Annotated in this window: 30 protein-coding genes; 12 read left to right on the forward strand and 18 right to left on the reverse strand. The window is 62.4% G+C overall.

Annotated elements, in window-relative coordinates:
* Positions 1-14: 14 nt before the first annotated feature.
* Together KBY58_RS06035 and KBY58_RS06040 are read right to left on the reverse strand one after the other, a co-directional pair.
* Positions 15-785 (reverse strand): fatty acid desaturase, encoded by a 771-nt coding sequence (locus KBY58_RS06035; RefSeq protein ID WP_255003431.1) that lies wholly within the window; start codon positions 783-785, stop codon positions 15-17.
* On the reverse strand, positions 782-1,735 hold the full coding sequence (locus tag KBY58_RS06040; RefSeq protein ID WP_255003432.1) for an orange carotenoid-binding protein: 954 nt from the start codon (positions 1,733-1,735) through the stop codon (positions 782-784). Before KBY58_RS06040 ends, KBY58_RS06035 begins: the two co-directional genes overlap by 4 nt.
* A gap of 229 nt (positions 1,736-1,964) precedes the next feature.
* Here KBY58_RS06040 and KBY58_RS06045 point away from each other — a divergent pair, with 229 nt between their 5' ends.
* The 3 genes from KBY58_RS06045 to KBY58_RS06055 all read left to right on the forward strand — a co-directional run bounded on the left by KBY58_RS06045 (position 1,965) and on the right by KBY58_RS06055 (position 2,797).
* Entirely contained in the window at positions 1,965-2,330 is a 366-nt protein-coding gene (locus KBY58_RS06045; protein WP_255003433.1) for an AbrB family transcriptional regulator, read from the forward strand.
* Between the two features lie 76 nt (positions 2,331-2,406).
* Positions 2,407-2,550 (forward strand): chlorophyll a/b-binding protein, encoded by a 144-nt coding sequence (locus tag KBY58_RS06050; RefSeq protein WP_254933582.1) that lies wholly within the window; start codon positions 2,407-2,409, stop codon positions 2,548-2,550.
* Between the two features lie 121 nt (positions 2,551-2,671).
* Entirely contained in the window at positions 2,672-2,797 is a 126-nt protein-coding gene (locus tag KBY58_RS06055) for a hypothetical protein (RefSeq protein ID WP_254933583.1), read from the forward strand.
* 27 nt (positions 2,798-2,824) lie between these two features.
* Here the strand turns inward: KBY58_RS06055 and KBY58_RS06060 are convergent, their stop codons facing one another.
* The 4 genes from KBY58_RS06060 to arsS form a co-directional block, all read right to left on the reverse strand.
* A complete protein-coding gene (locus KBY58_RS06060; protein ID WP_315858037.1) occupies positions 2,825-3,277 on the reverse strand; it encodes a translesion error-prone DNA polymerase V autoproteolytic subunit in 453 nt (150 codons plus the stop codon).
* Positions 3,278-3,318: 41 nt separating this feature from the next.
* The gene (locus tag KBY58_RS06065; protein WP_255003435.1) at positions 3,319-3,894 is read right to left on the reverse strand and encodes a hypothetical protein; all 576 of its coding nucleotides are present in this window, start codon (positions 3,892-3,894) and stop codon (positions 3,319-3,321) included.
* On the reverse strand, positions 3,885-4,937 hold the full coding sequence (locus KBY58_RS06070) for a methyltransferase domain-containing protein (RefSeq protein ID WP_255003436.1): 1,053 nt from the start codon (positions 4,935-4,937) through the stop codon (positions 3,885-3,887). Before KBY58_RS06070 ends, KBY58_RS06065 begins: the two co-directional genes overlap by 10 nt.
* A gap of 62 nt (positions 4,938-4,999) precedes the next feature.
* Positions 5,000-5,935, reverse strand: a complete 936-nt coding sequence (arsS, locus tag KBY58_RS06075) for an arsenosugar biosynthesis radical SAM (seleno)protein ArsS (RefSeq protein WP_409995721.1) — start codon at positions 5,933-5,935, stop codon at positions 5,000-5,002.
* 53 nt (positions 5,936-5,988) lie between these two features.
* Between arsS and KBY58_RS06080 the strand changes: the two genes are divergently transcribed.
* From KBY58_RS06080 to KBY58_RS06090, 3 genes are all read left to right on the forward strand, one after another.
* The gene (locus KBY58_RS06080; protein ID WP_255003438.1) at positions 5,989-6,381 is read left to right on the forward strand and encodes a Hepatitis C virus core protein; all 393 of its coding nucleotides are present in this window, start codon (positions 5,989-5,991) and stop codon (positions 6,379-6,381) included.
* A gap of 86 nt (positions 6,382-6,467) precedes the next feature.
* Positions 6,468-6,728: a hypothetical protein gene (locus KBY58_RS06085; RefSeq protein WP_255003439.1), complete on the forward strand. Its 261-nt coding sequence runs from the start codon at positions 6,468-6,470 to the stop codon at positions 6,726-6,728.
* A complete protein-coding gene (locus tag KBY58_RS06090; protein WP_255003441.1) occupies positions 6,614-7,198 on the forward strand; it encodes an SgcJ/EcaC family oxidoreductase in 585 nt (194 codons plus the stop codon). The genes KBY58_RS06085 and KBY58_RS06090 overlap by 115 nt, the downstream gene beginning before the upstream one ends.
* Positions 7,199-7,210: 12 nt before the next feature.
* Here KBY58_RS06090 and KBY58_RS06095 read toward each other — a convergent pair whose 3' ends face one another.
* From KBY58_RS06095 to KBY58_RS06110, 4 genes are all read right to left on the reverse strand, one after another.
* Positions 7,211-7,489 carry a DUF427 domain-containing protein gene (locus KBY58_RS06095; RefSeq protein WP_254933590.1) on the reverse strand — a complete coding sequence of 93 codons (279 nt, stop codon included), beginning with the start codon at positions 7,487-7,489 and terminating at the stop codon, positions 7,211-7,213.
* Positions 7,490-7,522: 33 nt separating this feature from the next.
* A complete protein-coding gene (locus tag KBY58_RS06100; protein WP_255003442.1) occupies positions 7,523-8,155 on the reverse strand; it encodes a M23 family metallopeptidase in 633 nt (210 codons plus the stop codon).
* A gap of 62 nt (positions 8,156-8,217) precedes the next feature.
* Entirely contained in the window at positions 8,218-8,808 is a 591-nt protein-coding gene (locus tag KBY58_RS06105; RefSeq protein WP_255003443.1) for a DUF2808 domain-containing protein, read from the reverse strand.
* 42 nt (positions 8,809-8,850) lie between these two features.
* Positions 8,851-10,161, reverse strand: coding sequence for a glutathione S-transferase family protein (locus KBY58_RS06110; RefSeq protein WP_255003444.1), 1,311 nt, complete (start codon positions 10,159-10,161; stop codon positions 8,851-8,853).
* Positions 10,162-10,293: 132 nt separating this feature from the next.
* On the opposite strand from KBY58_RS06110, the gene KBY58_RS06115 reads away from it, so the two are divergent.
* From KBY58_RS06115 to gorA, 3 genes are all read left to right on the forward strand, one after another.
* Positions 10,294-11,745 (forward strand): ammonium transporter, encoded by a 1,452-nt coding sequence (locus KBY58_RS06115; protein WP_255003446.1) that lies wholly within the window; start codon positions 10,294-10,296, stop codon positions 11,743-11,745.
* 6 nt (positions 11,746-11,751) lie between these two features.
* The gene (locus KBY58_RS06120; protein WP_254933595.1) at positions 11,752-12,090 is read left to right on the forward strand and encodes a P-II family nitrogen regulator; all 339 of its coding nucleotides are present in this window, start codon (positions 11,752-11,754) and stop codon (positions 12,088-12,090) included.
* A gap of 64 nt (positions 12,091-12,154) precedes the next feature.
* The gene (gene gorA, locus KBY58_RS06125; protein ID WP_255003447.1) at positions 12,155-13,516 is read left to right on the forward strand and encodes a glutathione-disulfide reductase; all 1,362 of its coding nucleotides are present in this window, start codon (positions 12,155-12,157) and stop codon (positions 13,514-13,516) included.
* Between the two features lie 17 nt (positions 13,517-13,533).
* On the opposite strand, the gene KBY58_RS06130 is transcribed toward gorA, so the two are convergent.
* From KBY58_RS06130 to KBY58_RS06155, 6 genes are all read right to left on the reverse strand, one after another.
* Positions 13,534-13,983: a CAAD domain-containing protein gene (locus KBY58_RS06130; RefSeq protein ID WP_255003448.1), complete on the reverse strand. Its 450-nt coding sequence runs from the start codon at positions 13,981-13,983 to the stop codon at positions 13,534-13,536.
* Between the two features lie 44 nt (positions 13,984-14,027).
* Entirely contained in the window at positions 14,028-15,008 is a 981-nt protein-coding gene (gene cysK, locus KBY58_RS06135; protein ID WP_255003449.1) for a cysteine synthase A, read from the reverse strand.
* Positions 15,005-15,727, reverse strand: coding sequence for a Coq4 family protein (locus KBY58_RS06140; protein ID WP_255003450.1), 723 nt, complete (start codon positions 15,725-15,727; stop codon positions 15,005-15,007). The genes cysK and KBY58_RS06140 overlap by 4 nt, the downstream gene beginning before the upstream one ends.
* A 23-nt stretch (positions 15,728-15,750) precedes the next feature.
* On the reverse strand, positions 15,751-16,878 hold the full coding sequence (locus KBY58_RS06145) for a sensor histidine kinase (protein ID WP_255003451.1): 1,128 nt from the start codon (positions 16,876-16,878) through the stop codon (positions 15,751-15,753).
* Positions 16,871-17,563 carry a response regulator transcription factor gene (locus tag KBY58_RS06150; protein WP_255003452.1) on the reverse strand — a complete coding sequence of 231 codons (693 nt, stop codon included), beginning with the start codon at positions 17,561-17,563 and terminating at the stop codon, positions 16,871-16,873. The genes KBY58_RS06145 and KBY58_RS06150 overlap by 8 nt, the downstream gene beginning before the upstream one ends.
* Before the next feature lie 75 nt (positions 17,564-17,638).
* Positions 17,639-18,280, reverse strand: a complete 642-nt coding sequence (locus KBY58_RS06155; protein ID WP_254933602.1) for a Crp/Fnr family transcriptional regulator — start codon at positions 18,278-18,280, stop codon at positions 17,639-17,641.
* A gap of 160 nt (positions 18,281-18,440) precedes the next feature.
* Here KBY58_RS06155 and KBY58_RS06160 point away from each other — a divergent pair, with 160 nt between their 5' ends.
* Positions 18,441-19,376: a cation diffusion facilitator family transporter gene (locus KBY58_RS06160; RefSeq protein WP_255003453.1), complete on the forward strand. Its 936-nt coding sequence runs from the start codon at positions 18,441-18,443 to the stop codon at positions 19,374-19,376.
* Between the two features lie 9 nt (positions 19,377-19,385).
* Here the strand turns inward: KBY58_RS06160 and KBY58_RS06165 are convergent, their stop codons facing one another.
* A complete protein-coding gene (locus KBY58_RS06165) occupies positions 19,386-19,709 on the reverse strand; it encodes an ArsR/SmtB family transcription factor (RefSeq protein ID WP_254933604.1) in 324 nt (107 codons plus the stop codon).
* A 147-nt stretch (positions 19,710-19,856) separates the two neighbouring features.
* Between KBY58_RS06165 and KBY58_RS06170 the strand changes: the two genes are divergently transcribed.
* The gene (locus KBY58_RS06170; RefSeq protein WP_255003457.1) at positions 19,857-20,906 is read left to right on the forward strand and encodes an ArsJ-associated glyceraldehyde-3-phosphate dehydrogenase; all 1,050 of its coding nucleotides are present in this window, start codon (positions 19,857-19,859) and stop codon (positions 20,904-20,906) included.
* Positions 20,903-22,168 (forward strand): organoarsenical effux MFS transporter ArsJ, encoded by a 1,266-nt coding sequence (gene arsJ, locus KBY58_RS06175; RefSeq protein ID WP_254933605.1) that lies wholly within the window; start codon positions 20,903-20,905, stop codon positions 22,166-22,168. Before KBY58_RS06170 ends, arsJ begins: the two co-directional genes overlap by 4 nt.
* Before the next feature lie 75 nt (positions 22,169-22,243).
* Here arsJ and pstS read toward each other — a convergent pair whose 3' ends face one another.
* Positions 22,244-23,218, reverse strand: coding sequence for a phosphate ABC transporter substrate-binding protein PstS (gene pstS / locus KBY58_RS06180; RefSeq protein ID WP_255003454.1), 975 nt, complete (start codon positions 23,216-23,218; stop codon positions 22,244-22,246).
* Between the last annotated feature and the right edge of the window lie 21 nt (positions 23,219-23,239).

A 23,239-nucleotide genomic window follows, 5' to 3' on the forward strand; every position in this document is an offset into this window, starting at 1 on the left:
GGCTAGTTGGGGTATTAGGCCGTTGCGAGTTCACGGAGAACACCCTGCTGGCGCAGGAGCCCCTCCTGGCGGCAACGGGCACGGTGGGCGGGCAACTCAAACCAGGCCAGGCCTGGGAAGTCGTGATGCTCGCGGTGGTAACCGAAATGAAAGCAAGCTATTAGCGAAAGCCAAGCGGGTAGGTCAAGGCTGTCTGCTGTCGCACGGTTCAAAGGTGCCCGCTGGCCCCGGTGGGGCAGGTAGGTACCGATTACAAACAACTGAACAGAGCTCAGCAATAAAGGCAGGGTGCAGAAGAGGAGCACATTGATCCAGCCCATTGGGCTGAAGCAGGAGGCATAGAGGGCGAGCAATCCCCAGCCCGTGAGCAACCTGGCCATCTGGGCGATGTTCAGGTAGCGGGCCATGAATGCCAAGTACCAGGCAAAGACGCCATCCTTGACATCGCCATGGAAATCAGGATCCCCCTCGGTGGCCTGAAAATCGTGGTGATGGCGGTGGTTGAGGAGGCAATCAGCAAAGGGCAGGGCCGCATAGAGCCCCAGGGCAAGGGCCCCAAGCCGGTCGTTTAAGCCGACCTGCTCTGCCACAAGCACCCTGTGCATGGCGTCGTGTCCGACGATGAAAAGGCCTGTTTGGAGCAGGGTGCGCCCCAATAGCGCCACCAGGATTAGCTGCCATGGCAACGATCCCAAAGGCAGGCTGAGCAGGCCAAACAGCGAACCCAGCCATAACAACAGGATCGTCGCGCTGAGCAAAAGCCCCGTGCGGGATGGGGCGCTCAACGGGCGAACTTGAGTAGCTCGGCTGGGGAAGCCAGTAGGTCGATAGCAACGAAGTAAATCTTGCCCTCGGGGTTCAGCAGAAAACGCCAGGCCACATTCATGCCGATGCCGGCTCCAAACCAGGGGGTTTGCACCTTGCCGGTCACCTTGATCTGGGTGAAATCACCCTCGGTCGGCTCGGAATAGCCCCGCTCGGGCAACAGGCTCAGGTTCTGGCAATCCTCACGGAAGAAGCGCAAAACAGCATCCTTACCAACAATCGGCTTTTGGAAGGGGGCTTGGAGGGCTCCGTCGGGCAGGAAGAGCTCGATCAGATTCTCGAAGTCGTTGGCGTTCAACAGATCCATGTAGCTGTTCACCGTGGGGTTGATAACGCCTTCGATGAACACCTTCTTGCGCAGTTCCTCAGGGGTGGGGGCAGCAATGGGCTCGGCCACCCGTTGCCCCTCGCCCTTGGCGGGGTCGTAACCCATGTCCACAACAAAATTGCGCAGCAGGGTGATCTGTTGGCCCTGCTCCACGGCCTTGACAGAATTGAGCACTGCGGACGCGTTTGCTGAGAGGTTGTAACCCTCGGGAATCGGAGCCACCAGGCCAGCGGCCATCCATTCACCCAGCTGATACCAGAAGCCCAGCTTGATATTTACTGACCAGCAGGAGTATGTGCGGCAAATTTCGCTGTCGCTGCGGTTGGCCAGGTCACACATCACCTGGCTCTGTTCGGCAAACGACATTGCCTTCAACTGGTTGAGCACGGGCTCCGCAAACTGCATGCGGGCAGCGCCTGGGGCGGCCACGGTGATGGTGGTTCCCATCTCTAGGTAGGCATACCAGATCAGGGCGAGCTGGTCCTCTGCATTTAGCAGCAGAAAGCGAGCTGTAATCGCCGGAACCACGTCGGCGGAAAGGGTCTCGGGGAAAATCTTGGAAGCCCTGTCAAGCGTAAACATGCGTCTTTTCCCGAATTGTTAAAAAACCTTTCGAATTTTAGCATGACGCATCCTCGTCTGTTAGTCGGGCGCGAGGAGCCCGTCGGGCCGGCCTTGGCGGCCTTCTTGGTATGACCTATTGAATAGCTATTGGTAGTTTATAAACCCGGCATTCACTGTCCAATTCATACTCAAGGGCTTGCCAGTGGTTCACCCAGCCCCTATCTTTTAATCAGTCAACAAACACCAAATGGCTCTCACTGGTTCCGATCTCCTCAGCAAGGTAAAAGAACTGGGCGACATCTCAAAGTCGGACCTAGTTCGCAGCTGTGGCTACGTAAGCTCCAAAAAAGATGGCAGCGAACGACTCAACTTCACCTCCTTCTATGAAGCCCTCCTGGAGGCCAAAGGGGTAAGCCTGGGTGATGGCGGTGGCAAAGGCAAAGGCAAGGGTGGCCGAAGCCTTAGCTACGTGGCGACCGTCCAGGGCAACGGCAACCTGCTGGTCGGCAAGGCCTACACCGCCATGCTGGATCTCAAGCCCGGCGACGAGTTTGAAATCAAGCTCGGACGCAAGCAGATCAAACTGATCCCCTCCGGCAGCGAAGAGGAGTGAGTCCTGGGTCGCGCAGGCATTGGCAACATTCCTTCACGACCTGTTACACTTCACTCAACGTTTCGTCACACCTCCCATGGCTGACAACACTTCCCGCTTTGGCTTCGTCGGTTTCGCTGAGACCTGGAATGGCCGCCTGGCCATGATGGGTTTCGTGATTGGCCTCGCCACCGAACTGCTCACCGGCCAAGGCATCCTGGGCCAAATCGGCCTCGGCTGATTTCCTGCCAAGGTTTGGCTTTGGCCAATCCACTAAGCAGCTCGCAAGCCCTTTGGCCATCGCCAAGGGGCTTTCTTGTGCCCTTTAAATCTCCCAGCGTTAACCGCCAAGAGCCCCTGCCATGCCCCTCAAGAAGCCCGCCGCCGCCATGCCATCACCCCTAGTGATGAAATTGCAAATTGCCGGTGTCGTGTTTGTGCCGATGCTGCTGCTTGGGCTTTGGCTCAACAGCAAGGGTTTTTGGTAAAAAAATTTTCCTAGCGGTGGGGAAGCCCTAGCGGCGGGGCAGCAGGTGATGCACCGCGTGGATCACCACGCCCCAGATCAGGAGGTCGGGGTCTTCTCCCTGCAGGGCAATCGGCGCGGTGTGGCCATCGGCGGCCTCCAGCCGCCAGCGGGAGGTGCCACCCTCCAGCCGACGCAACAAGAATTCCCCCTGGTGCACCGCCACCACGGTGGATCCAGCCACGGGCACCACGCTGCGGTCAATCACCAGCAGGTCGCCATGGTGAATCCCCTCCGCCCGCATCGCCTCCCCCTCTACCCGCATGAAAAAGGTGGAGCTGGGGTGCGGCATCAGCGCCACATTCAGATCGATCGAGCCGTCCACATAGTCGGCCGCCGGGCTGGGAAATCCCGCCGACACCGTCTCCGTGGCCAGGGGCAAGAGCAGCTCCTCCAGCTCCTCCAGCGGCGGCCCCAGGAGCACCAGGTCAGCAGAAATCACGCCATGCACACCCACACATCGGCCAGCATAGTTCGGGCGTACTAGTCGCCGCAGCCCTGCCGAAGCACCTGGTCGCGCAGGTCCTGCAGGCCCGGGGATTGGGGCGCTGCCGGGGCGAAGAGCAGGGTCCAGGCCAGGGGCACATCGCCGCGGTCGAGGGCCGTATCCACCGCCTTCAGCCACGCTGCAGGCCGCTGGGCCAGGGAGCGCATCAAGGCATGGGTGCTGGCCATCCGCTGGGCCGAAGCGCCAATTAATTGCACATGGGCGAAGCTGCCTGCCGCCGCCTGCAGGGGGCGCAGCCGCACCAACACCACCTCCCCGGGGGCAAGGGGGGCGATCGGCCAGGCAATCGGCCCGGTGAGCGGCTGGCTCAGGGTGCCAAATTTCTGCCAGGCCAGCCGGCCATTGCGCTCCAGCCGCAACTCCAGCAATGGTTCGGTCACCAGCAGCTGGGGCCGGGGCGTGGGCACAACGCCAAGGGCGTCCCCCTGCTGCACCGGCTCGACCCGCGGCGCCACCACACATACGGCCACCGGCTCAGCTTCGCGACCGGTGGCTTGCCAGGGCTGGGGATAGGGCGACAGTGCCGCCAGCCATAGGGCAATTAGCAACATGCGCCGGCGTCAGCAGCAGCCCCAGCCCCAGCAGCTGTCGAATCAAAGGGCATGCTGCCGCCGCAACCGGGAAACAGGCCGAAATGGCGCGAGGCATCGCCAATGAAACTGAAGTGGGGTGCCAAACGGCTCTCCTGGAGCATGCGGAAGGTGTTGCCGCAGACCGGGAACACCCGGTCTGCATCGATCAGATGGTGCTTGTCGAAGGCCAGCTGGTGGGGCTGGTCGGGCAGGCTGCCCCGGTAGATCACCGCCTGGCCGTGGTCTTCACAGGCATCCTCCAGCCCTTCAATTCGAAACAGCCTGTAGGTGGCTGAAAAAAAGTTCAACAGGGCGGTCTTGGCCTGCAGCTCGGGATCGTTGATCGCCAGGGGACGGTCGGCCACTAGCCGGGGATCAGGGAAGCCGGCCTGGCGGGCCAAGCGCAGGAAATCGTTCCAGTAGAGGGCGCCACTGAGGCACTCGCCGTAGAGCACAGGATCCTGCTGAAGGGGCCCAGGTACGCGGCGGTCGGCATAGACGTCGGAGAAATAAAACTCCCCGCCGGGCTTGAGCAGCCGGCGCACCCCGGCCAACACCGCCAATTTGTCGGTGGAGAGATTCACCACGCAGTTGGAGATCACCACATCGAAGCTTTCGGGCTCCAGATCCAGCTGCTCAAGCTGCTCAATCCGACCTTCCAGAAAGCGCACGTTGGCGAAGCCAAACTGGCCGGCGTGGAAATCCAGGTGGGTCCGGGCGATCGCCAACTGCTCCGGGGTCATGTCGACCCCCACCACCTCGCCGCGGGGGCCCACCAACTGGGCCAGCAGGTAGACATCACGGCCACTGCCGCAGCCCAGATCCAGCACCCGACAGCCCTCCAACAGGGGCGGTGCCACCAGGCCGCAGCCGTAGTAGCGGGAGAGCACCTCCGGATGGATCTGGGCCAGCAGGGGCTTGAGGGCAGCGGGCACGCTGGTGGCATCGCAGCAGGCGCTGGTGCGCAAGTCAGCGGTGCCCTTCAAGGTGGAGCCGTAGTACTCCTGAACAGCGCTCTGCATCCGCGACGGCAACGAGAAAGACCCAACCCAGTCTGAAGCTTCTAGGCGCCAATACAACGCGGCTAAACCGTGAGTGCTCCACCACAACTGGAACCACTGCCGGCGGTGCAGCCAAAGCAATGGTCAGCCACCGCAATCGCATCCCCGCTGGGGTCCCAAGCCAGGAGGTCGCCCAGATGTTGCACCTGGCCGAGCATGCCAAGGGCCAGCTGCTGGTTGAAATCACAGTCAAAAAGCCGGCCCTGCCAATCGACGCTGATCAGCTGACGACACATCACGGAGCCAAGGTTTTCAGGCCGATGGCTCCGGTGCAGCAATTGGCGGTAGGCCTCCAGCTGGCCGGCCTGATCTAGAACCGCAGCAAAGCGCTGGATTGGCATGTTTGCCAGGGCGAAGAGCTGGTTGAAGACCAGGCCGTAGCGCTCGGCCAGCACCCGCCGGTAGTCGGCCTCCAGGGTCGCCTGGTCCGGGGGAAGGGTTGGCCCCTGGGGATTGAAGACCAGGTGGAGCTCCAGCCCCGAGCCATCGCGGCCAAAGCCGAGGGCATTGAGCTCCTGCAAGCCGGTAATGCTGCGCCCAAACACGCCCTGGCCCCGTTGGCGATCGACGTTGTCCTCCAGGTAGCAGGGAAGGGAGGCCACCACGGTGACGCCCTGCTCAGCCAGAAATACCGCCAAATCCTCCTGGCCTGGCTCGCTGAGGATCGTCAGGTTGCAGCGATCGATCACGGCCACCCCCATCGAACGCACCCCGGCCACCAACTCCCGGAACTGGGGATGGAGCTCCGGGGCCCCACCGGTGAGATCAAGGCTGGTGATGCCTCGCGCCGCCAGCACCTGGGGGATCAGGGCCAGGGTGGCCGGATCCATCATTTCGGTGCGGGTGGGGCCCGCATTCACATGGCAGTGGCTGCAGGCCTGGTTGCAGCGATAGCCCAGGTTCACCTGCAGGGTGGTTAGGGAATCACGGCCCAGGGCCGGGAAGGGGGCAGTCAAGATTTCGGGAGAGGGGGCGGTGGGGGAAAATGGGTGACGTACTGCAGCGGCCCGCGATGCCCCCGCATCCCCGCGGTTATCTAACCCTGGCCTGGCTTGGCCTGATCGGCAACGGTCTGACCATTCCCCTGGCGGTTGCCTTGATTCTGCTTGATCCCACCTGGCGGACCGCCAATATTGCCGTGGGAGCAGGGGCCGTGCTGCCGACCGCCGCCCTAGGCCTGGTGGCCAGCATTGCCCTTTTGAAGTGGCGCCCCTGGGGCCAAATCCTGGCAATTGTGGCCCTATCCCTCGATTTAGCTGTGGGCGTGCCCTACGGAATTGTGCGCATGGTCCTGGTGCATCAAGACCGGGGCCCTACGGCCGCGCTCTCGGCCCTGCTCTGGGGCGCCAGCGCCGCGGCCCTGATCTATTGGTGCCGGCCCAGCATCAGGCGCTACCTCAGCTGAGTCCCACCTTGAAAGTTGTCGTGGAGAGCACAGCCAAGCCGATTAGGCCACGGCCATCATTGGGTTTCGGTGTAGCCATATGAGCCATGCCCCAAGCCGCGAATATCCCCGGCCTAAGTCGCCAAACGGCCACCAGGTATTACCGCCTGGTCGACGCCAGTGGCTCCCCCCATCCGGTGCTCGACGACCTCTACGAATCCCTGGACGCGGCCTGGGCAGAGGCCCTGCTCTGGTGGCAACAGGAATTTGGCCTGCAGAAAGGCTGCATCGATATTGGGGTGGAAGTGAGCACGGCCAGCGGCAGCTGGCGCACCCTGCGCCACCCCGGCGGCTCGCCAGCTGGGTAGTCGCCCTGCTTCTTACCGGCTTCATCGGCTGCCTGTTCAGCCCCCCTGCCCTAGCCCTTGAGATCCAGGACCTGCCCCAGGCAGCCGTCAGTTGCGCCCCAATCTCATCCGGCCAGCTCGATGCCTGGTTTGAGAATTGGAACCAGGCCCTGCAAAGCGGCGATGGGGCGGCCGTGGCCCAGCTCTACGGCCAAGATGCCCTACTGCTGCCGACCCTATCGGCCCAAAACCGGGCCAATCCGGAGGGAATCGGCGCCTATTTCGACCAGTTCCTCAAACGCCATCCGGATGCCACGGTTACCAGCCACAGCGTTTTGCTCGGCTGCAACCAGGCCGTGGATGCGGGCAGCTATCGCTTCGAGCTGCACAACCCCGAGGAAACGGTGGAGGCCCGCTTCACCTTTGTCTACGGATTTGATGGGGAGAATTGGCGCATAGAGCACCACCACTCCTCATTACTGCCGAGCTGACTAATTACCCAGCTAGCTGACCTTGACGCCCTTCCAGAAGGCCACTCGGCCCTTGATCTCCTTTGCCGCCTCCTTGGGATCGGCGTAGTACCAGGCCGCATTGGCATTCACCTCGCCACCTGCCACCACGTCGTAGTAGTTGGCAGTGCCCTTCCAGCCACAGACCGAGGTGTGATCCGAGGGGCGCAGGCAGGCAGGTTCAATTGAATCCAAGGGGAAATAGGCGTTGCCGTCGACGCTGACGATGTCGTCGCTGGTGGCAATCACCTGGCCATTCCACTGGGCTTGCATGCTGGGAAAAGGTTCTAAGGCTCTTAAACCAGGCTATCGAGCCGCCAACACCGGTGGGGCCATCAGGGGCGGCAGATGGGGGGTGGGATCTAGGGCCCTCAGCACCGGGCCCCGATGACGCAATTCAAAGTGCAAATGGGGCCCACTGGCGGAGCCAGTCATGCCGACGGCACCCAACCCTTCGCCCTGCTCCAGCCAATCGCCGGGCCGCACCGATGCCTGCTGGAGGTGGGCATAGAGGGTTTGCACCCCCTGGCCATGGTCGAGCAGCACGGTGTTGCCGTAACCCGAAACCACATCCACCGCCAGCACCCGTCCAGCCAGGGCCGCCAAGACCGGGGTGCCTGATGGGGCTGCTAGATCAACGCCGGTGTGCATCCGCCAGGCAGCCCTTGCGGTGGAATAGCGCCAACCCCAGGGGTCCATCGATTCGGCCATTTGGCCGAGGGGATAGGCAAGGTTCAGGTTTGGCTCCACGGCGCTGCCCAGGGATGGCTCCGGCAGGGATCCCAGGGCAATCACATCAGCTACGGAAACACTGCTGGGCACCAGTGCTGGACCAATGGCGGCCTGGCTGGGGGCGGTTTGTGTGGGGGCGGTTTCGGCCTGCACCTGGGCGGGCAGCAGCGCCCCTATCGCCACAAGCGGCATTGCCAGAAGCGGCATCGCCAGAAGTGGCATGCCCAGATGTTTGATTGGGCGAGTGGGCATGCCGGCAGCAAGGCGATTCAGTTGAAGTCGCCGAAGTTGTATATCCGCAAGGTGCCATATCCAAGCGAGGCTGGCGAGGGGTTCGGACCGGCCGGCAAGGCCATCACCTCAAACATGTAGGTGTCGGAAGCCGAGGGGTTGGTCCAGGGCCGCAACACCACCGTGACCGTGTTGCCAGGTTGAACCGGTTCGGGGAATGTGATCGTGAACAGCCTGGCTGCCTCCTCGAAGCTGGCCCCCACGGGGATCTTCTCGCCCCCCCGGCGGGGCGTGCCGCCAAGGAAGGCAGTGGTGCGATCTACGGAGAAGGGAAACTGCCGATCAACACCCCTGGTTTGGCGAATCGTCAGCCCCCCCAGGGGCGCCCCTGCCGCCTCATCCAAACTGACCCGGAAGTAATACTCAGGCCGGGTTTCATAGGTGTAGGTCTGGTAGCTGATCAAATCCACCGACCAGGGCGGCTTGGTGAAGTAGGTGGCACCCCTTAGCTCAAGGGCCAAGCCGGGCAAAACCGCCAAGGCCGCCCCTAGGGCACCCGAGATCAAGCCGCCGGCCAACCGACCCGACAGACGCCTCACCTCTATTCGCTTCACCTCTATTCGCTTCACGGACTTCCGCTGCAAAGTGATCAAACCCTAGGGATGGTGGGCTTACTTGGCCGCCAGGAAGGGCAGGGGGTTTTGGTCGCGGCGATGCTGGAACGGGATCGGCGGCCCCTCCAGGGCGGGGTCGGCAGATCCCTGACAAGCCCCATCCAGATCGGCGCTGGCCCCCAGCACCTGGCGCAGCCGCCGGGCCGCATGCAGGGGCATGTCGCGGGGCACGTTGATGCGATTGCGCAGGTAACGCAGGCCTGGCGCCGTACCTGGCGGCGGGGCCAGGGGTTCGCAGCCGGGCAGCAAACCGCTAAGGGCAGCACGCAGGGCCGGATCAAACAGCTCCGCACCCAAGGGATTGCGCTCCAAAATTGGGCCTCGATGGGCCAGCACCCGGGCTAGAGCCAGCAGGGCCGAATTGGCTGGCGGTGCCTGGGAGGTTTCCAGATCGGGCGCGCCCGGATCACTGCCAATGGACCCGGTGCCACTGCCGATGGGCCAGGGGCCACTGCCAATGGGCCAGGGGCCCCTATCAATGCGGCTGGCCAAGGCCAGCTGGGCCCGACTGCCATTGGCATGGCAGCCCCCCATCTGGGGCGGCAAATCGTGGGCGTGGGTGTGGAAATCGCTCTGGGTACCCAGGTAGGTGGGGCGCAGCTCTAGTCCCGCAAACCAGCGGTCGATCGCCGGATGCTCCTGGCGCAGCAGGTAGCCCTTGTAGTAGGCCAGGCTCGCCGCCATCCGCTCGAGGTAGGGCACAAAGATCAGGTCGGCCGTTTCCGGCTCTGGCCCCAGCAAAAAGGGTCCGGCCGTTACGGCAAGGGCCTCTTCCATGGCCACGGCGCTGCGCTGGAAGCGCAAACGGCCGCTTTCCTCCTCCTGCGAATTGGGATTGGGCCGGCAAAGCCATTGGCACCAGGCGCGAAAGACTCGCCGCTCCAACATCCGCAGGGGCAACACCTCCGGATCGTTTAGCCCCGCCCCCAGGGGTCCAAAGGCAGCCTCGAGCGACTCCAGGATCACGTCGCTTTCGGTGATCAGGCGGCCATCCAGCTGGAGGGCGGGCAGCATGCCAGAGGGCACCAGCTGCTTAAACCAGCTTTCCTTTTCGCCGTAGCAAAACATCGTCACCTTGCGAATCCGATAGGGGATCCGCTTTTCCTCGAGCCACAGCCAGACCTTCTGGCAATAGGGGCACCAGGCGTGGTGGTCGCGGTAGAGGGTCACCCGCACGGAGGCCTCCGGCAGGCCAAATAAACGCAACTGGGCCTGGGCGTTGGTGGGCCCCTCGATGCGATCCAGGGGCTGGAGGGCCCCTACCGCCTGCTCGAGCTCCTGCCAGCTGGGAGCAGTTGAAGCGGCCATGGGGGAAGAAGAACTGGGTTCCGTTTTAGGCAGCCAAGCACCAATTTGGAGTTTGGTTGCAGTTGCTACACACCCTCCCCCCCGCCGTGGGGGACTGTGCCTAAGCGAACGTTGGCGAGGCATCTCCCCTTCATGACCCATGTCCCCATGGCCGGCGGTGGAAAGACACCACTTGCCACCTTTGATCTTTTTCGTCAGCGAGTTCTAGCTGGCGTTCAACAACCACAGATGCAGCGCTATGCGCTAATTCTGATGGCCGCAGGTGCAGGCCTCCTGCCCCTGATGGCTGGCAAGGCCCAGGCAGCCCTCGCTCCAGGGGTCACCGATGGTGCAGACACCCTGTTGATGCTGATGGGCTCAGCCCTGGTGTTATTGATGACCCCGGGCCTGGCGTTCTTCTACGGCGGCTTTACGCGCGCCAAGAACGTGCTCAACACCATGATGATGAGCTTCTTCCTGATGGGTCTCATCGGGGTGGTCTGGGTAGTAATTGGCTACAGCCTTTCCTTCGACCTTGGTTTCAACAGCCCCTTCATTGGTGGCCTGGGGGCAATGTTCCTCAATGGCGTCGGTGGTCCGCTGGGGGATGCTCCCCTGGCCGATGGTTTCAACATCAGCGCCACATCATTTGCCCTTTTCCAGGGCATGTTCGCAATCATTACTCCAGCCCTGATCTCAGGCGCGGTGGTTGAGCGGATCAACTTCAAGGCCTGGTTCTGGTTCAGCCTGCTCTGGAGCCTCTTTATCTATTGCCCCCTCTGCCACATGGTTTGGGGTGGTGGTTACATCGGTCCCTTCGGTGCAATCGGCGCCATCGACTTTGCCGGTGGCACCGTGGTGCACATCGCTGCCGGTGTTGCCGCCCTTGTGTCTGCGGCCATCGTGGGCCCCCGCAGCACCTACCCGGAAGGTCAACGCCCTCCCCACAACGTGCCCTACATCCTCCTGGGTGCAGGCCTGCTTTGGTTCGGCTGGTTTGGCTTTAACGGCGCCAGCTATTTCGCAGCCAAGGGGGCCGGCCTTTCCTTCCTAACCACCACCGCAGCAGCCTCGGCTGCCCTGCTCACCTGGTGCATGATCGAGTGGTTCGTGGATGGCAAGCCCACCGCAGTTGGTGGCGCCACCGGTGCCGTGGCAGGGCTTGTGGGCATTACCCCCGCAGCTGGTTTCGTTTACATGGGTCCAGCCCTGGTAATTGGAGCCCTGAGCGCCACCGCCTGCTTGATTGCGGTGCGGGTTAAGGCCTCGATCAAATTCGATGATTCCTTGGATGCCTTCATGGTGCACGGCATCGGCGGCACGGTTGGCGCCTTGCTAACCGGCCTGCTGGCTGCTCCAGCCCTGGTCCCTGCGGACTATTTCCCCAAATCCGCTGAGATCCTGGCCAAGGGCGGCAACCTGGCCATGCTGGGGGCCCAATTCCAGGCAGTGCTGGTCACCTACGGATTCGTAGGTATTGGCACCTTGATCATCCTTTTGATCATCAAGTCCACAATTGGCCTACGGGTTAGCCAATCTGAAGAGGAGCGCGGTCTCGACTTCGTTGCCCATGGTGAAGAGGCCTACGATCCCATGAACGGTTAATCGATCATGAAACAAATCACGGCCATGATTAGGCCATCCAAGGTGGATGCCGTTAAAACAGCCCTTGTCGACATCGAAATTGTCGGCATGACCGTCTCCGAAGCCCGCGGATTCGGTCAACAAAAGGGTCAGGTAGAGCGCTATCGGGGCAATGAATACAAAGTCGACTTCATTGCCAAGGCAAAGGTGATCCTTGTGGTCAAAGACGACAAGGTAACTGCAGCAATCGAGGCCATCTCCAAGGCAGCTCACACCGGTGAAATTGGCGACGGCAAGATCTTTGTAAGCCCCGTGGAGCAGGCAATTCGGATTCGCACCGGCGAATCCGGCGAGATTGCCCTCTAATTACCAAATCCTGCCCCCAGTAACCCTGGGGGCTTTTTAATTGGTCGAAGCGCCCGACCAACCCATGCAAGAGCATTTTGATCTGATCGTGCTTGGTGCCGGCTCCGGCGGCCTGGCAGCGGCCAAGCGGGCCGCCAGCCATGGCGCCAAGGTGGCCATTGTGGAAGGCGATCGGGTGGGCGGCACCTGCGTAATCCGAGGTTGCGTTCCCAAGAAACTGCTGGTCTACGGCTCGGCCTACCGCCACCTGCTGGGCGACGCGGCTAGCTACGGCTGGGAAGTGGAGGCCTACCGAGCCAACCCCAGCACCCTGCTCACCAATGTGCGCGCCGAGGTCGACCGCCTCAACCAACTGCACCTCGGTTTTCTAGAAAAAGCCGGCGTCAGCCTGATGCGCGGCTGGGGATCCTTCGTAGACGGCCATACCGTGGCCGTTAGAGGTGCCAGGGAAAAGTTAACTCACTACGGCGCCGAGCGCATCCTGATCGCCGTGGGCGGTCGCCCCCAACGTCCGGCCATTGCCGGAGCCGAACTGGGCTGGGTGAGCGATGAGATGTTTCTGCTGGAGGCCCTGCCAAAGCAGATGGTGGTGGTGGGAGCTGGTTTCATCGCCTGCGAATTTGCCTGCATCCTCCATGGCCTGGGCGTACAGGTGACCCTGTTAGTGCGGGGCGAGCAAATCCTGCGGGGCTTCGATAGGGAGGCAGCCCTGGCAGTGCAGGAGGCGATGGTCGCAGAGGGCATCGACATCCGCACCGGCACGAGCCCCACCGCCCTGGAGGGCAAGCCCGGCGCCATCACGGTTGTTACCAGCCCCGGGGAAGAATCCCTGGCCTGCGGCGGAGTGCTTTTGGCCACGGGCCGCCGGCCCTTCCTGGCGGGCCTAAATCTGGAAGCGGCCGGCGTCGAAACCGAGGGGTCGCGAATTCCGGTGGATGCCGATCAATCCACAAATGTGCCCCACATCTACGCCGTGGGAGACGTGACCGACCGCATCAACCTCACTCCCGTGGCGATTGATGAGGGGCGGGCCTTCGCCGATACGGTTTACGGCCACAGGCCCAGGCAGGTGAACCACGATCTAGTGGCCATGGCGGTGTTCAGCCAGCCGGAACTGGCCACCGTGGGCCTGAGCGAAGAAGCGGCCATAGAGCGCCATGGCAGCGAAGGCATCAGGGTGCATCGGGCCAAATTCCGGCCCATGGCCCAGGCCCTGCCCAAGCGGGGCCCGGCGGTGTTGTTGAAGCTGGTGGTGGAAGCCAGCAGCGGCAAGGTGCTGGGCTGCCACATGGTGGGTGAACACAGCGCCGAGATCATTCAAATGGCAGCCATTGCCATTGGCATGGGAGCCACCAAGGACGACTTCGATCGCACCATGGCCCTCCACCCCAGCGTCTCCGAAGAATTCGTGACGATGGCTAATTGATCCGGAACCTAAGGGCGTTATCCCAGAAAATCCTTTCTAAGTTTGACAATGCGGCTCAGCAATTCCGCCCGTTTTTGCTGCTTAAGGGCATTGCGGGCTAGAAAATTCAGCAAGCCAACCAAACCCAGCAGTTCCAGCAGCCCACCCACCAAGGGGATTTCATTGATCGCCCCCAGGGTGGAGCCGGTGATTTTCAAAGCGATGCCCGCCACCAGGGCAATGGCCAGTAGCCGCAGGGCTGGCAGAAACTCAGCCAGGCTGTCGAGCCTGGTGGCGCCAAGCTTTTGCAGCAGCAGATTCAGAAACTGCAGGGGCAAGCCCAACAGTTCTTTGGCCTCTGCGCCCGCCCCGTGGGCTTCCACCGGCACGATCGGTGCCGCTTCTGCGACAGGGATCTCCACCGCAATTTCGGGCTCATGGGCCGGCTCTGGAGACTGGTCCTGTTCGTAGGGGTTGGGTTCGTTCACCAGGGCATCACGCGCTGAAGACCGCGGCAGTTATAGGGCAGGCTTTAGGCCAGGGCTAGCCCCCTGTCGTTAAACATGCCTTCAAACAGCACCGAGCTGAGGTAGCGCTCACCGGAATCGGGCAGCACCACCACGATGGTTTGGCCGGCAAAGCGCTCCTGCTGGGCTAGGCGCAGGGCCGCCACGGTGGCTGCCCCGCAGGAGATTCCAGCCAAGATGCCCTCCTCACGCATCAGGCGCCGGGCCATGGCCACGGCCTCCTCATCGCCCACGGTTTCCACCTCATCCACCATGGCCAGATCCAAATTGGCGGGCACGAAACCGGCCCCGATCCCCTGAATCTTGTGACCGCCGGGCCTGATCTCTTCGCCCGCCAGGGTTTGGCTGATTACCGGGCTGCTAATCGGCTCCACCGCCACCGACACCAGCGGCTTACCGAGGGTGGTTTTGATGTAGCGACTGACCCCCGTAATTGTGCCGCCGGTGCCGACCCCAGCCACCAACACATCCACCTGGCCATCGGTGTCATTCCAGATCTCGGGGCCCGTGGTGTCGTGGTGGATCTGGGGATTTGCCGGGTTGGCAAACTGCTGCAGAAGCACATAGCGATCAGGATCGGAGCTGGCCAATTCCTGGGCCGCCTGGATCGCACCCGACATACCGAATTTGCCCTCGGTGAGCACCAGGTGGGCGCCATAGGCGGTGAGCAACTTGCGGCGCTCCAGGCTCATCGTTTCCGGCATGGTGAGCGTGAGCTTGATGCCGCGGGAAGCCGCCACAAAGGCCAATGCAATGCCGGTGTTGCCGCTGGTGGGCTCCACCAATTCCTTACCAGGACCCAGCAGTCCATCTTTTTCCGCCTGCCAAATCATGGCCGAACCAATGCGGCACTTCACCGAAAAGGCAGGATTTCGCCCCTCAATCTTGGCCAGCACCCTGGCCTTACAACCGGCGCTAACCCGGTTCAGCTGCACCAGGGGAGTTTTACCAATGGTGAAGCTGTTATCGGCGTAAATGCTGGTCATCCTTGGGGGAGGGGAGCACTCTGAATTGGATCCAGCCTAGGAATAGACAAGCCATAGGGCTCATCATTGGCGGGCTCGGTGATGCCCAGCTCCCGCCGCCAATCGGCCAGGGGCCGATCCCAGCCCTCCTCCCAGGGCACGGCCGCCAGACAGCTGGCGCTCCGGGCCATGGCCGTGCCATGGGCCTGGGCCGCACTCAGCTGGCTAAAGCGCTCGGTTTGGAAGCGGAAAGTGGCCAGTTGGCCGGCACTGGTCAGCAGCACATAGGCAGGGAAACCGATCTGGGCGGCGGTAATAGACAGCACACCTATTTCGCCCTCCTGGGAGGTGCCAAACCCACTCACCACATGGTGAATGTCGTGGGTGGTGGCCACCCTCTGGGTGAGCCAGCGGCCCTCGGTGTCGACCGGGCGAGGCCGGAAAAATTCTGGGTTGTAATTGAGGCTGCGAATCAGGGCCGCATAGCTATGGCCCAGGCTGCCCTCGGGCAACTGGATCAGGCTTTCAATGTTTGGCTGGAGGGGGGGATAGCGCCCATCCAGGAGCTCCGCGCCACCTGGCACCTGGCGAAAGCGGCGTAGGCAATCGACCATCTGGGGGGTGTCTATCCAATGGTCGACGAGGTCGGCAATGCAGGACAAATCTCCCTGGCTGCGGCCAACGGCGGCCAGCAGCTTGAGGTTGTTGGCTGCCCGCAGCAACTCAGCAAAACGAGCCACGCCTAGCCCTACAAAACGATCGGCTAAGTCTGGCCTAGGGGCAGGGTCAACTCGAGCACCGCTCCACCTTTGGGGTGGTTGAAGGCCTGGATGCGGCCGCCATGGGTGGCGGCAATTTGCTGCACGATCGGCAACCCCAGGCCACTGCCTGTCCGGGGGCTGCGCACCCTGGAGGGATCACCCCGATAAAAGCGCTCAAACATGTGATCGAGATCTTCCTCGCTCAAACCTGGTCCCTGGTCGCTCACCCGCAGCTGGAGCCAGCCACTGCGCTCCTCGATCGCCACAGTGATGGCGCCGCCATCGGGGCTGTAGCGCAGGGCGTTATCAAGCAAATTCAACACCGCCCGGTGCAGCCTGGAGCGATCGGCCTGCAGGGCAAGGGAAGGGGCAGGTTCGAGCTCCAGGGCCACCCCGCGCTGATCGGCCAGGGGCCTTAAGCCCTGCCAGACCTGCTCCACCAGCTCGGGCAAAACCACCTCACCGCTGCGGGCCGTGGCCCCAGGCGTGATGTTCTCCAACCGGGAGAGCTCGAGCAGGTCGCCCACCAATTCCTGCAGCCGCAGCAATTCCCGCTGCAGACGCTCCACCATGCGGGCGTTTTGGCTATTTACCTGGCCCGCCAGGCTGTCGCCCACCAACAGCAAAGCGGTAAGTGGGGTTTTCAGCTCATGGGCCACGTCACTAACCCAGCGCTCCTGCTGCTCAAGCTGGGCCTCGAGGGATCGGCGGGTTTGTAATTGCACCCCCAGCCAGCCCTTGCTGCCAGGCACCACCAACACCTCCACCTCTTCCTCGCCGAGGCGTAAGTCGAGGCGCTGGGTCCGGTCCTGGCGGCTGGCCACCGCAATGGCGCTATTGAGGGCCTGGTCGACGTACACCTCCCGGAAAGAGCGGCCATTTAGGTTGCGGCCCGCATTCACCTGCAGCAGGCGCTCGGCCCTTGGGGAGATGTGGCGAATCAGGCCGCCCCGATCAAGGAGGATCCAGCCGCTAGGCGAGGCATTAATCCACTGGAGTAACTGCCGCACGCTGGGCAATAGACGGCTGGAGCCCTGCGGCCTGGCAAGGCGCCGCTGCCCTAGCCAGGAAATTCCCAGGCCAGTGCAAAGCCCGATCAATAGGCCAAGGGCCAGCCAGGCACTAGCCAAAGCGATAGCCGAATCCGCGAACGGTTATGAGATGGACCGGGCTGGAGGGATTCTCTTCCAACTTTTCACGCATCCAGCGGATATGCACGTCCACCGTTTTGCTGTCGCCGATGTAATCGATGCCCCAGATGTGCTCGAGCAATTTGTCGCGGCTCCAAACCCGGCGTGGGTACTGCATAAACAGCTCCAGCAGGCGGTATTCCTTCGGGGAGAGGTTCACATCCAAGCCATCGCGGGTAACCCGGCACTCCTCTGTGTAGATGCGCAGGTTGGAGTGCTCCAGGACCTTCGCCGGCTCCTGCTGGTTGGTGGAGCGGCGCAACAGGGCCCGGCAGCGGGCCACCAACTCACGCATGCCAAAGGGCTTGACCAGGTAGTCGTCGGCGCCCACCTCCAGACCCAGGACCCGGTCGGTTTCGGTGTCGCGGGCACTAACGACCAGAATTGGGGTGTGGTTGCCCCCTTGGCGCAACTTCCTGCATACCTCCAGACCACCCAGGCCGGGCAGCATTAGGTCGAGAACGACCAGGGCGAATCCGTCTTCTTCTGGCGTGCGCTGCAAAATCTGCAGGGCATCGCGGCCGTTGCCACAGGCCGTCACGGCAAAACCCTCTAGCTCGAGGGCATCGCGCAGGGTTTCCCGGATTGTTTCGTCATCCTCGACGACCAGCAAAGAAGGCTGCATTTCCCCATTCTGGACGGGGGCCTGGAGAATTGCAGCCCAGAACGCTGACTTAACCAACGGACTTAGTCAACGGACTTAACCAGCAGCACGCCGGGGCAGGTGGGCAACCACCAAGCGGCGATCTTCGTCTTGGAGGAGCCAGCCCTCCTGCTTGAGCAGGCCCAAAACCCGGGTCACGGTGACGCGGGTGGTGCTGATCGCGCTGGCCAATTCCTGGTGGGTGAGCTTGATGTTGAGGCGGAGGCCTTGCTTACAGGGCTGGCCGTAATCGTGGGCTAGCAGCTCCAAAAAGCCCCGCAGCCGATCTTCGATCCGGCGCAGGCCCAGCAGGGCCAACATCGCCTCGCTTTGGCGGTAGCGGGCCGCCATGCCCTGCAGCAGGGCCATGGCCAGGTGGGGGGAGCCGGCAATCTCCTCGCAGCTCAGGCAGAGCAGGTCTGTGTCCACCAGGGCGGTGGCGCCGTAGACATCCACGTTGGAGAGGGGATCACCGAAGGGCTCATTGGGCCCGGCAATACCAAGCACCAGCTCATCGCCCTGGATCGAGATGGCACCGAGCTTCACCATGCCCCGCACCACCAGCCAAACACTCTTTTTGAGCATGGGCACGGAGCTGCCGGAGGGCAGGTGGACCAAATTGCGTTTCTCGTAGCTGGTTTCCAGCAGCTCAAGAAAATTCGGATTGGAGCTCGTGTCGCGGGAGGGCGTGAAGACCATCGCGGCGCCAAATCAAGTTACGAGGCAAACCCTATGGAGGCCCATCAGCACCAGGGCAAAGGGCAGGTAGTTAGCCGTTTAAGGGTTGGTTACGGAGCCAAGACCCCGCGGCTCAAAGGCAGGTTTTCCCCTAGAAACAGTGGACCTCCTAAAAGGGTGCATGGGCGACCACCACCAGCACGGCCACCAGCACGGGCAGCCGGTCCATCCGGCCGTAGCTATCCAGCGCCAACCCCATTGGCGCCAGCACGAGCACCGCGCCGGCTCGGCAACGGCCTTTCGCTGGAGCGTGATCCTCAACAGCTTCCTCTCGGCCTTCCAACTTGTTATTGGGCTCGGTTTTGGCTCCCTGGCCCTGGTGGGTGATGCGATCCACAACCTGGGCGATGTGGCTGGGCTGCTGTTTGGTTGGGGTGCCGAGAAATTGAGCACCAGGCCAGCCCAGGGGCGCTTCACCTACGGCTTTGGCCGCAGCACCCAGCTGGCCTCCCTGATCAATGCAATTTTGATCCTGATCGCCGCCCTGGTGGTGGTGGTGGAGGGCATCCAGCGCCTCTGGCAGCCGGTGCCGATCAGCGGAGGACCGGTGGCGATAGCTGCTGCCGCTGGCATCGTGGTCAACCTGTTTTCAGCCCGGCTATTTGGCCGCGACCACAGCCACGACCTCAACCGCCGGGCCGCCGTGGTGCACCTTCTAACTGATGCGGCCGTGTCGGCAGCCGTGCTGTTGAGCGCCCTGGTGGTGCAGTTCACCCAATGGCATCGGGTGGATGCCTTCACCGCGATCGGCGTGGGCCTGGCCGTGGGCTACAGCGGCTGGGAGCTACTTCAAGAAGCGCTGATGATTGCCCTCGATGCGGTGCCCCGCAGCATTGATCTGGCGGAAGTAGAGGCAACCCTGCGGGCCATTCCCGGGGTAGATGACGTGCACCACCTGCATGTCTGGGGAATCAGCACCTCCCAAAACGCCCTCACCACCCACATCAGCCGGCCCCTCGGCGCCGTCGACGACATGGCCCTGCTGCATCAGGCCAAACAAAAGCTCGCCGAATTGGGAATCGCCCACAGCACCATCCAGTTGGAGCCCAGCAAGTAGGGGAAGGCCTCAGCAGCAGCTGGAGCTGGGGCGCTCCTTTGCCTGGGCCAGTTGGTCCAGCCAGCCCTGGAGGGCCCCAATTGCCTGGGGCTGGAGCTGATAGAAGACCCAGCGGCCCTCCTGGCGATCGAGCAACAGGCCGGCGTCCTTGAGCACCTTGAGGTGGAAGGAGAGCTTTGACTGGGCAAGGCCCAGATCGGCAGTGAGATCACAGACGCAGCGCTCACCAGGGCCCAAGGCATCAAGGATTTGCAGGCGCAGGGGATCGGCCAGGGCCTTGAGCAGCGCTCGGGCCTGTTCAGCCGAAAGGGGGGCAATAGCGATCAAGGCCATAGCCAATTAAGCCACTCCAAGCCAAACACAGCCCAACCCTGGCAGCCACAGCAGCCCTGAGCAGCCACAGACGCGCCAAACCCAACAAAAAAGATTGATACATCAAGTAAGATTGATGAGTAATTGTCTTCTGCTGCGGAGCTGGCCATGCGCATCGGCATCAACGGTTTTGGCCGCATCGGGCGGCTGGTGTTTCGGGCCCTCTGGGGCCGTCCCGGCATTGAGCTGGTCCATGTCAACGATCCAGGCGGTGATGCCAGGGCAGCTGCCCACCTGCTCGAGTTCGACTCCGTCCACGGCCGCTGGAACCAGCCAATCAGCTGCAGCAGCAACAACAGCGGGGGCAGCCAGAGCTTCCGGGTGGCTGCCCAGGAGATCGGCTATTCCCAACAGCTGCAACCGGCCGCCGTGGCCTGGCAAGCCGCCGGAGTGGAAATGGTGCTCGAGTGCAGCGGCAAGTTCAAAACACCGGAAACCCTGGCCCCCTACTTCGAGCAGCTGGGGATCAAGCGGGTGATCGTGGCCTGCCCGGTGAAGGGAGAAATCGCCGGGGCAGAGGCCCTGAACATCGTTTACGGAATCAACCACCAGCTCTACGAACCAGGCCAACACCGGCTGCTCACCGCCGCCTCCTGCACCACCAACTGCCTGGCCCCGGTGGTGAAGGTGCTGCAGGAGGGCTTTGGCATCCGCCACGGCTCGATCACCACCCTGCACAACATCACCAACACCCAGGTGGTGGTTGATGGCTTCAAGAGCGACCTGCGGCGGGCCCGTTCATCTAGCCAGAGCCTGATTCCCACCACCACTGGCTCAGCCCGGGCCATCGGCATGATTTTTCCCGAGCTGCAGGGCAAGCTCAACGGCCACGCCGTGCGGGTGCCCCTGCTCAATGGCTCCCTCACCGATGCGGTGTTTGAGCTGGAGCGGGCCACCGATGCGGAGGAGGTGAACCGGGCCTTTGAGGCGGCCGCCAAGGCAGAGCTGCAGGGGATTTTGGGCTTTGAGAGCCGGCCGCTGGTATCGATCGACTACGTCAACGATTGCCGCAGCGCCATCGTCGATGGGCCCTCAACCATGGTGGTTAATGGCACCCAGCTGAAGGTCTACGCCTGGTACGACAACGAATGGGGTTATAGCTGCCGGATGGCCGATCTGGCCTGCCATGTGGCGGCTCTTGAAGGTGTCGGCGCATGAAACACCTCACGGGCCTGCAGCAGTACGCCATCGTCACGGCCAACTACTGGGCCTTCACCCTCACGGATGGCGCCCTGCGCATGCTGGTGGTGTTCCACTTCCACCAGCTCGGCTACTCCACCCTGGAGATCGCCTTTCTGTTTCTCTTCTATGAGTTTTTTGGCATTCTCACCAACCTCTACGGCGGCTGGCTGGGGGCCCGCTTTGGGCTGCGGCTCACACTCTGGGCCGGAACACTGATGCAGGTGGCTGCCCTGCTGATGCTGATCCCAGTGGCAGATACCTGGCCCAAGTGGTGGAGCGTGGCCTACGTGATGGTGGCCCAGGCGATCAGTGGCATCGCCAAGGACCTCAACAAGATGAGCGCCAAGAGCGCCATCAAGACGGTGGTGCCAGAAACCCCGGAGGATCACAGCAGGGGCGAGAACCAGCTGTTCCAATGGGTGGCGATCCTCACCGGCTCCAAGAACGCCCTCAAGGGGGTGGGCTTTTTTCTTGGTGGCCTGCTGCTCACCACGGTCGGCTTCAATGCCGCCGTGGGCGCCATGGCGGCCGGACTATTTCTCTCGTTCCTGATGACCCTGGTGCTGCCCGGTGAGATCGGGCGCATGAAGGAGAAGCCCGCCATTACGGCCCTGTTCTCGAAATCGAAGGGCATCAATGTGCTCTCTACGGCTCGCTTCTTCCTGTTCGGCGCCCGTGATGTCTGGTTCGTGGTGGCGCTGCCGGTGTTTCTGCAGGCGGCCCTGGGCTGGAAGTACTGGGAGGTGGGAGGCTTCATGGGCCTGTGGGTGATCGGCTACGGGATCATTCAGGCTTCGGCCCCTGCCCTGCGGCGCAGCTGGGGGAAAAGTGCGCCTCCGGGGGTGTCGGCGGTGCAGTTCTGGAGCGCCGTACTGACGGCCATCCCCGCCCTGATCGCCATCAGCCTGTGGCGCGACGTGGGCAATCCCGGCATCGCCGTGGTGGTGGGGCTGGCGGCCTTCGGGGCCGTGTTTGCGATGAATTCCTCGATCCACAGCTACATGGTGCTGGCCTACACCGATGCCGAATCGGTGAGCCTCAACGTGGGCTTCTATTACATGGCCAATGCCGCTGGCCGGCTAGTGGGCACGTTGCTTTCCGGTGCCCTATTCCTGGTGGGCGGCATGCAGGCCTGCCTTTGGTGCTCGTGCCTGCTGGTGGCTCTGGCCTATGGGGTGAGCACCAAGCTGCCCACGCCACCCCGCCAGCTAAATGGAAAAGGAGCTATCAGCGCATAAAAAAAGGGGCCCCGCTTGGAGCCCCCCTGGGAAATCAACAGAAGCCAGTTGCGGCTAGCAACTGACAAACAACTATTACTGGCTGATCTTGTTTACAGCGGCCTTGGCTTGGGCTTGGATGCCCTCGCTAAGGGGCACAAAGCCGAGGTCGTCGGCCTGGGCCTGGGCCTTATCGCTCAACATGTAGTTGACCATCTGCTTGAGGGCATCGGTCTTGGCACCGTTTCCTGTCTTGTAAAGGAGGAGATAGGTGAGGGTGGTAATCGGATAGGCGCCGCTGGCGGAGGGGTTGGGGTTGCCGCCGGCTAGATCACGGTCAAGGGTGATGCCGCTAAGGGCAGCCTTACCGCTCTTGAAGCCAGGCAACACAAACTGACCTGCCTTGTTTTGAACGGCAGCCGCCTTGATTGCGCCCTTCACAAAAGACTGGCTCATGTAGCCGATCGTGCCGGGGGTGGTGGAAACTACGCCAGAAACACCCTCATTGCCCTTACCGCCCACACCCACCTTCCAATTCACGGACTTGGCACTGCCCAGGGTCCATTCCTTGGAGAAGGTAGAAAGTGAATCGGTGAAGGCCGCGGTGGTGCCTGAACCATCGGAGCGGTGCACCACGGTGATCTTGCCGGGCTTGCAACCAAGCTCCTTCCAGTCGTCAATAGAGCCCATGAACACCGACACCACCTGCTTTTGGGTGATCTTCAGGTTGCAGCCGGGGTAGTTGTAACCCAGGGCGATCGTGCCACCCACGGTGGGGATCTGCACCACACCACGGGAAACCTTGGCCTTGTCCTTTGCTGAGATCGGGTCGTCGGAAGCGGCGAAGCTCACGGTCTCATCGATGAACGCCTTGCGTCCGGCACCGGAGCCCACGCTCTGGTAGTTCACCTTGGGGCCACCGCTCTTAGCGAGGCCTGCAAACCATTTGGTGTAGATATCAGCGGGGAAGGTAGCGCCAGAACCGTTGAGACGATCGGCGGCAAAAGCTGCACTGTTTGCACCCAGTAGGGCCAGTGAGCCAAAAATCAGGGCCTTCTTTGCGAAGGTCATGGGTCAGACGTTTGGGGTCGA

The organism is Cyanobium sp. HWJ4-Hawea (assembly GCF_024345815.1).
In the GTDB taxonomy this organism is placed as follows: Bacteria; Cyanobacteriota; Cyanobacteriia; order PCC-6307; family Cyanobiaceae; genus Cyanobium_A.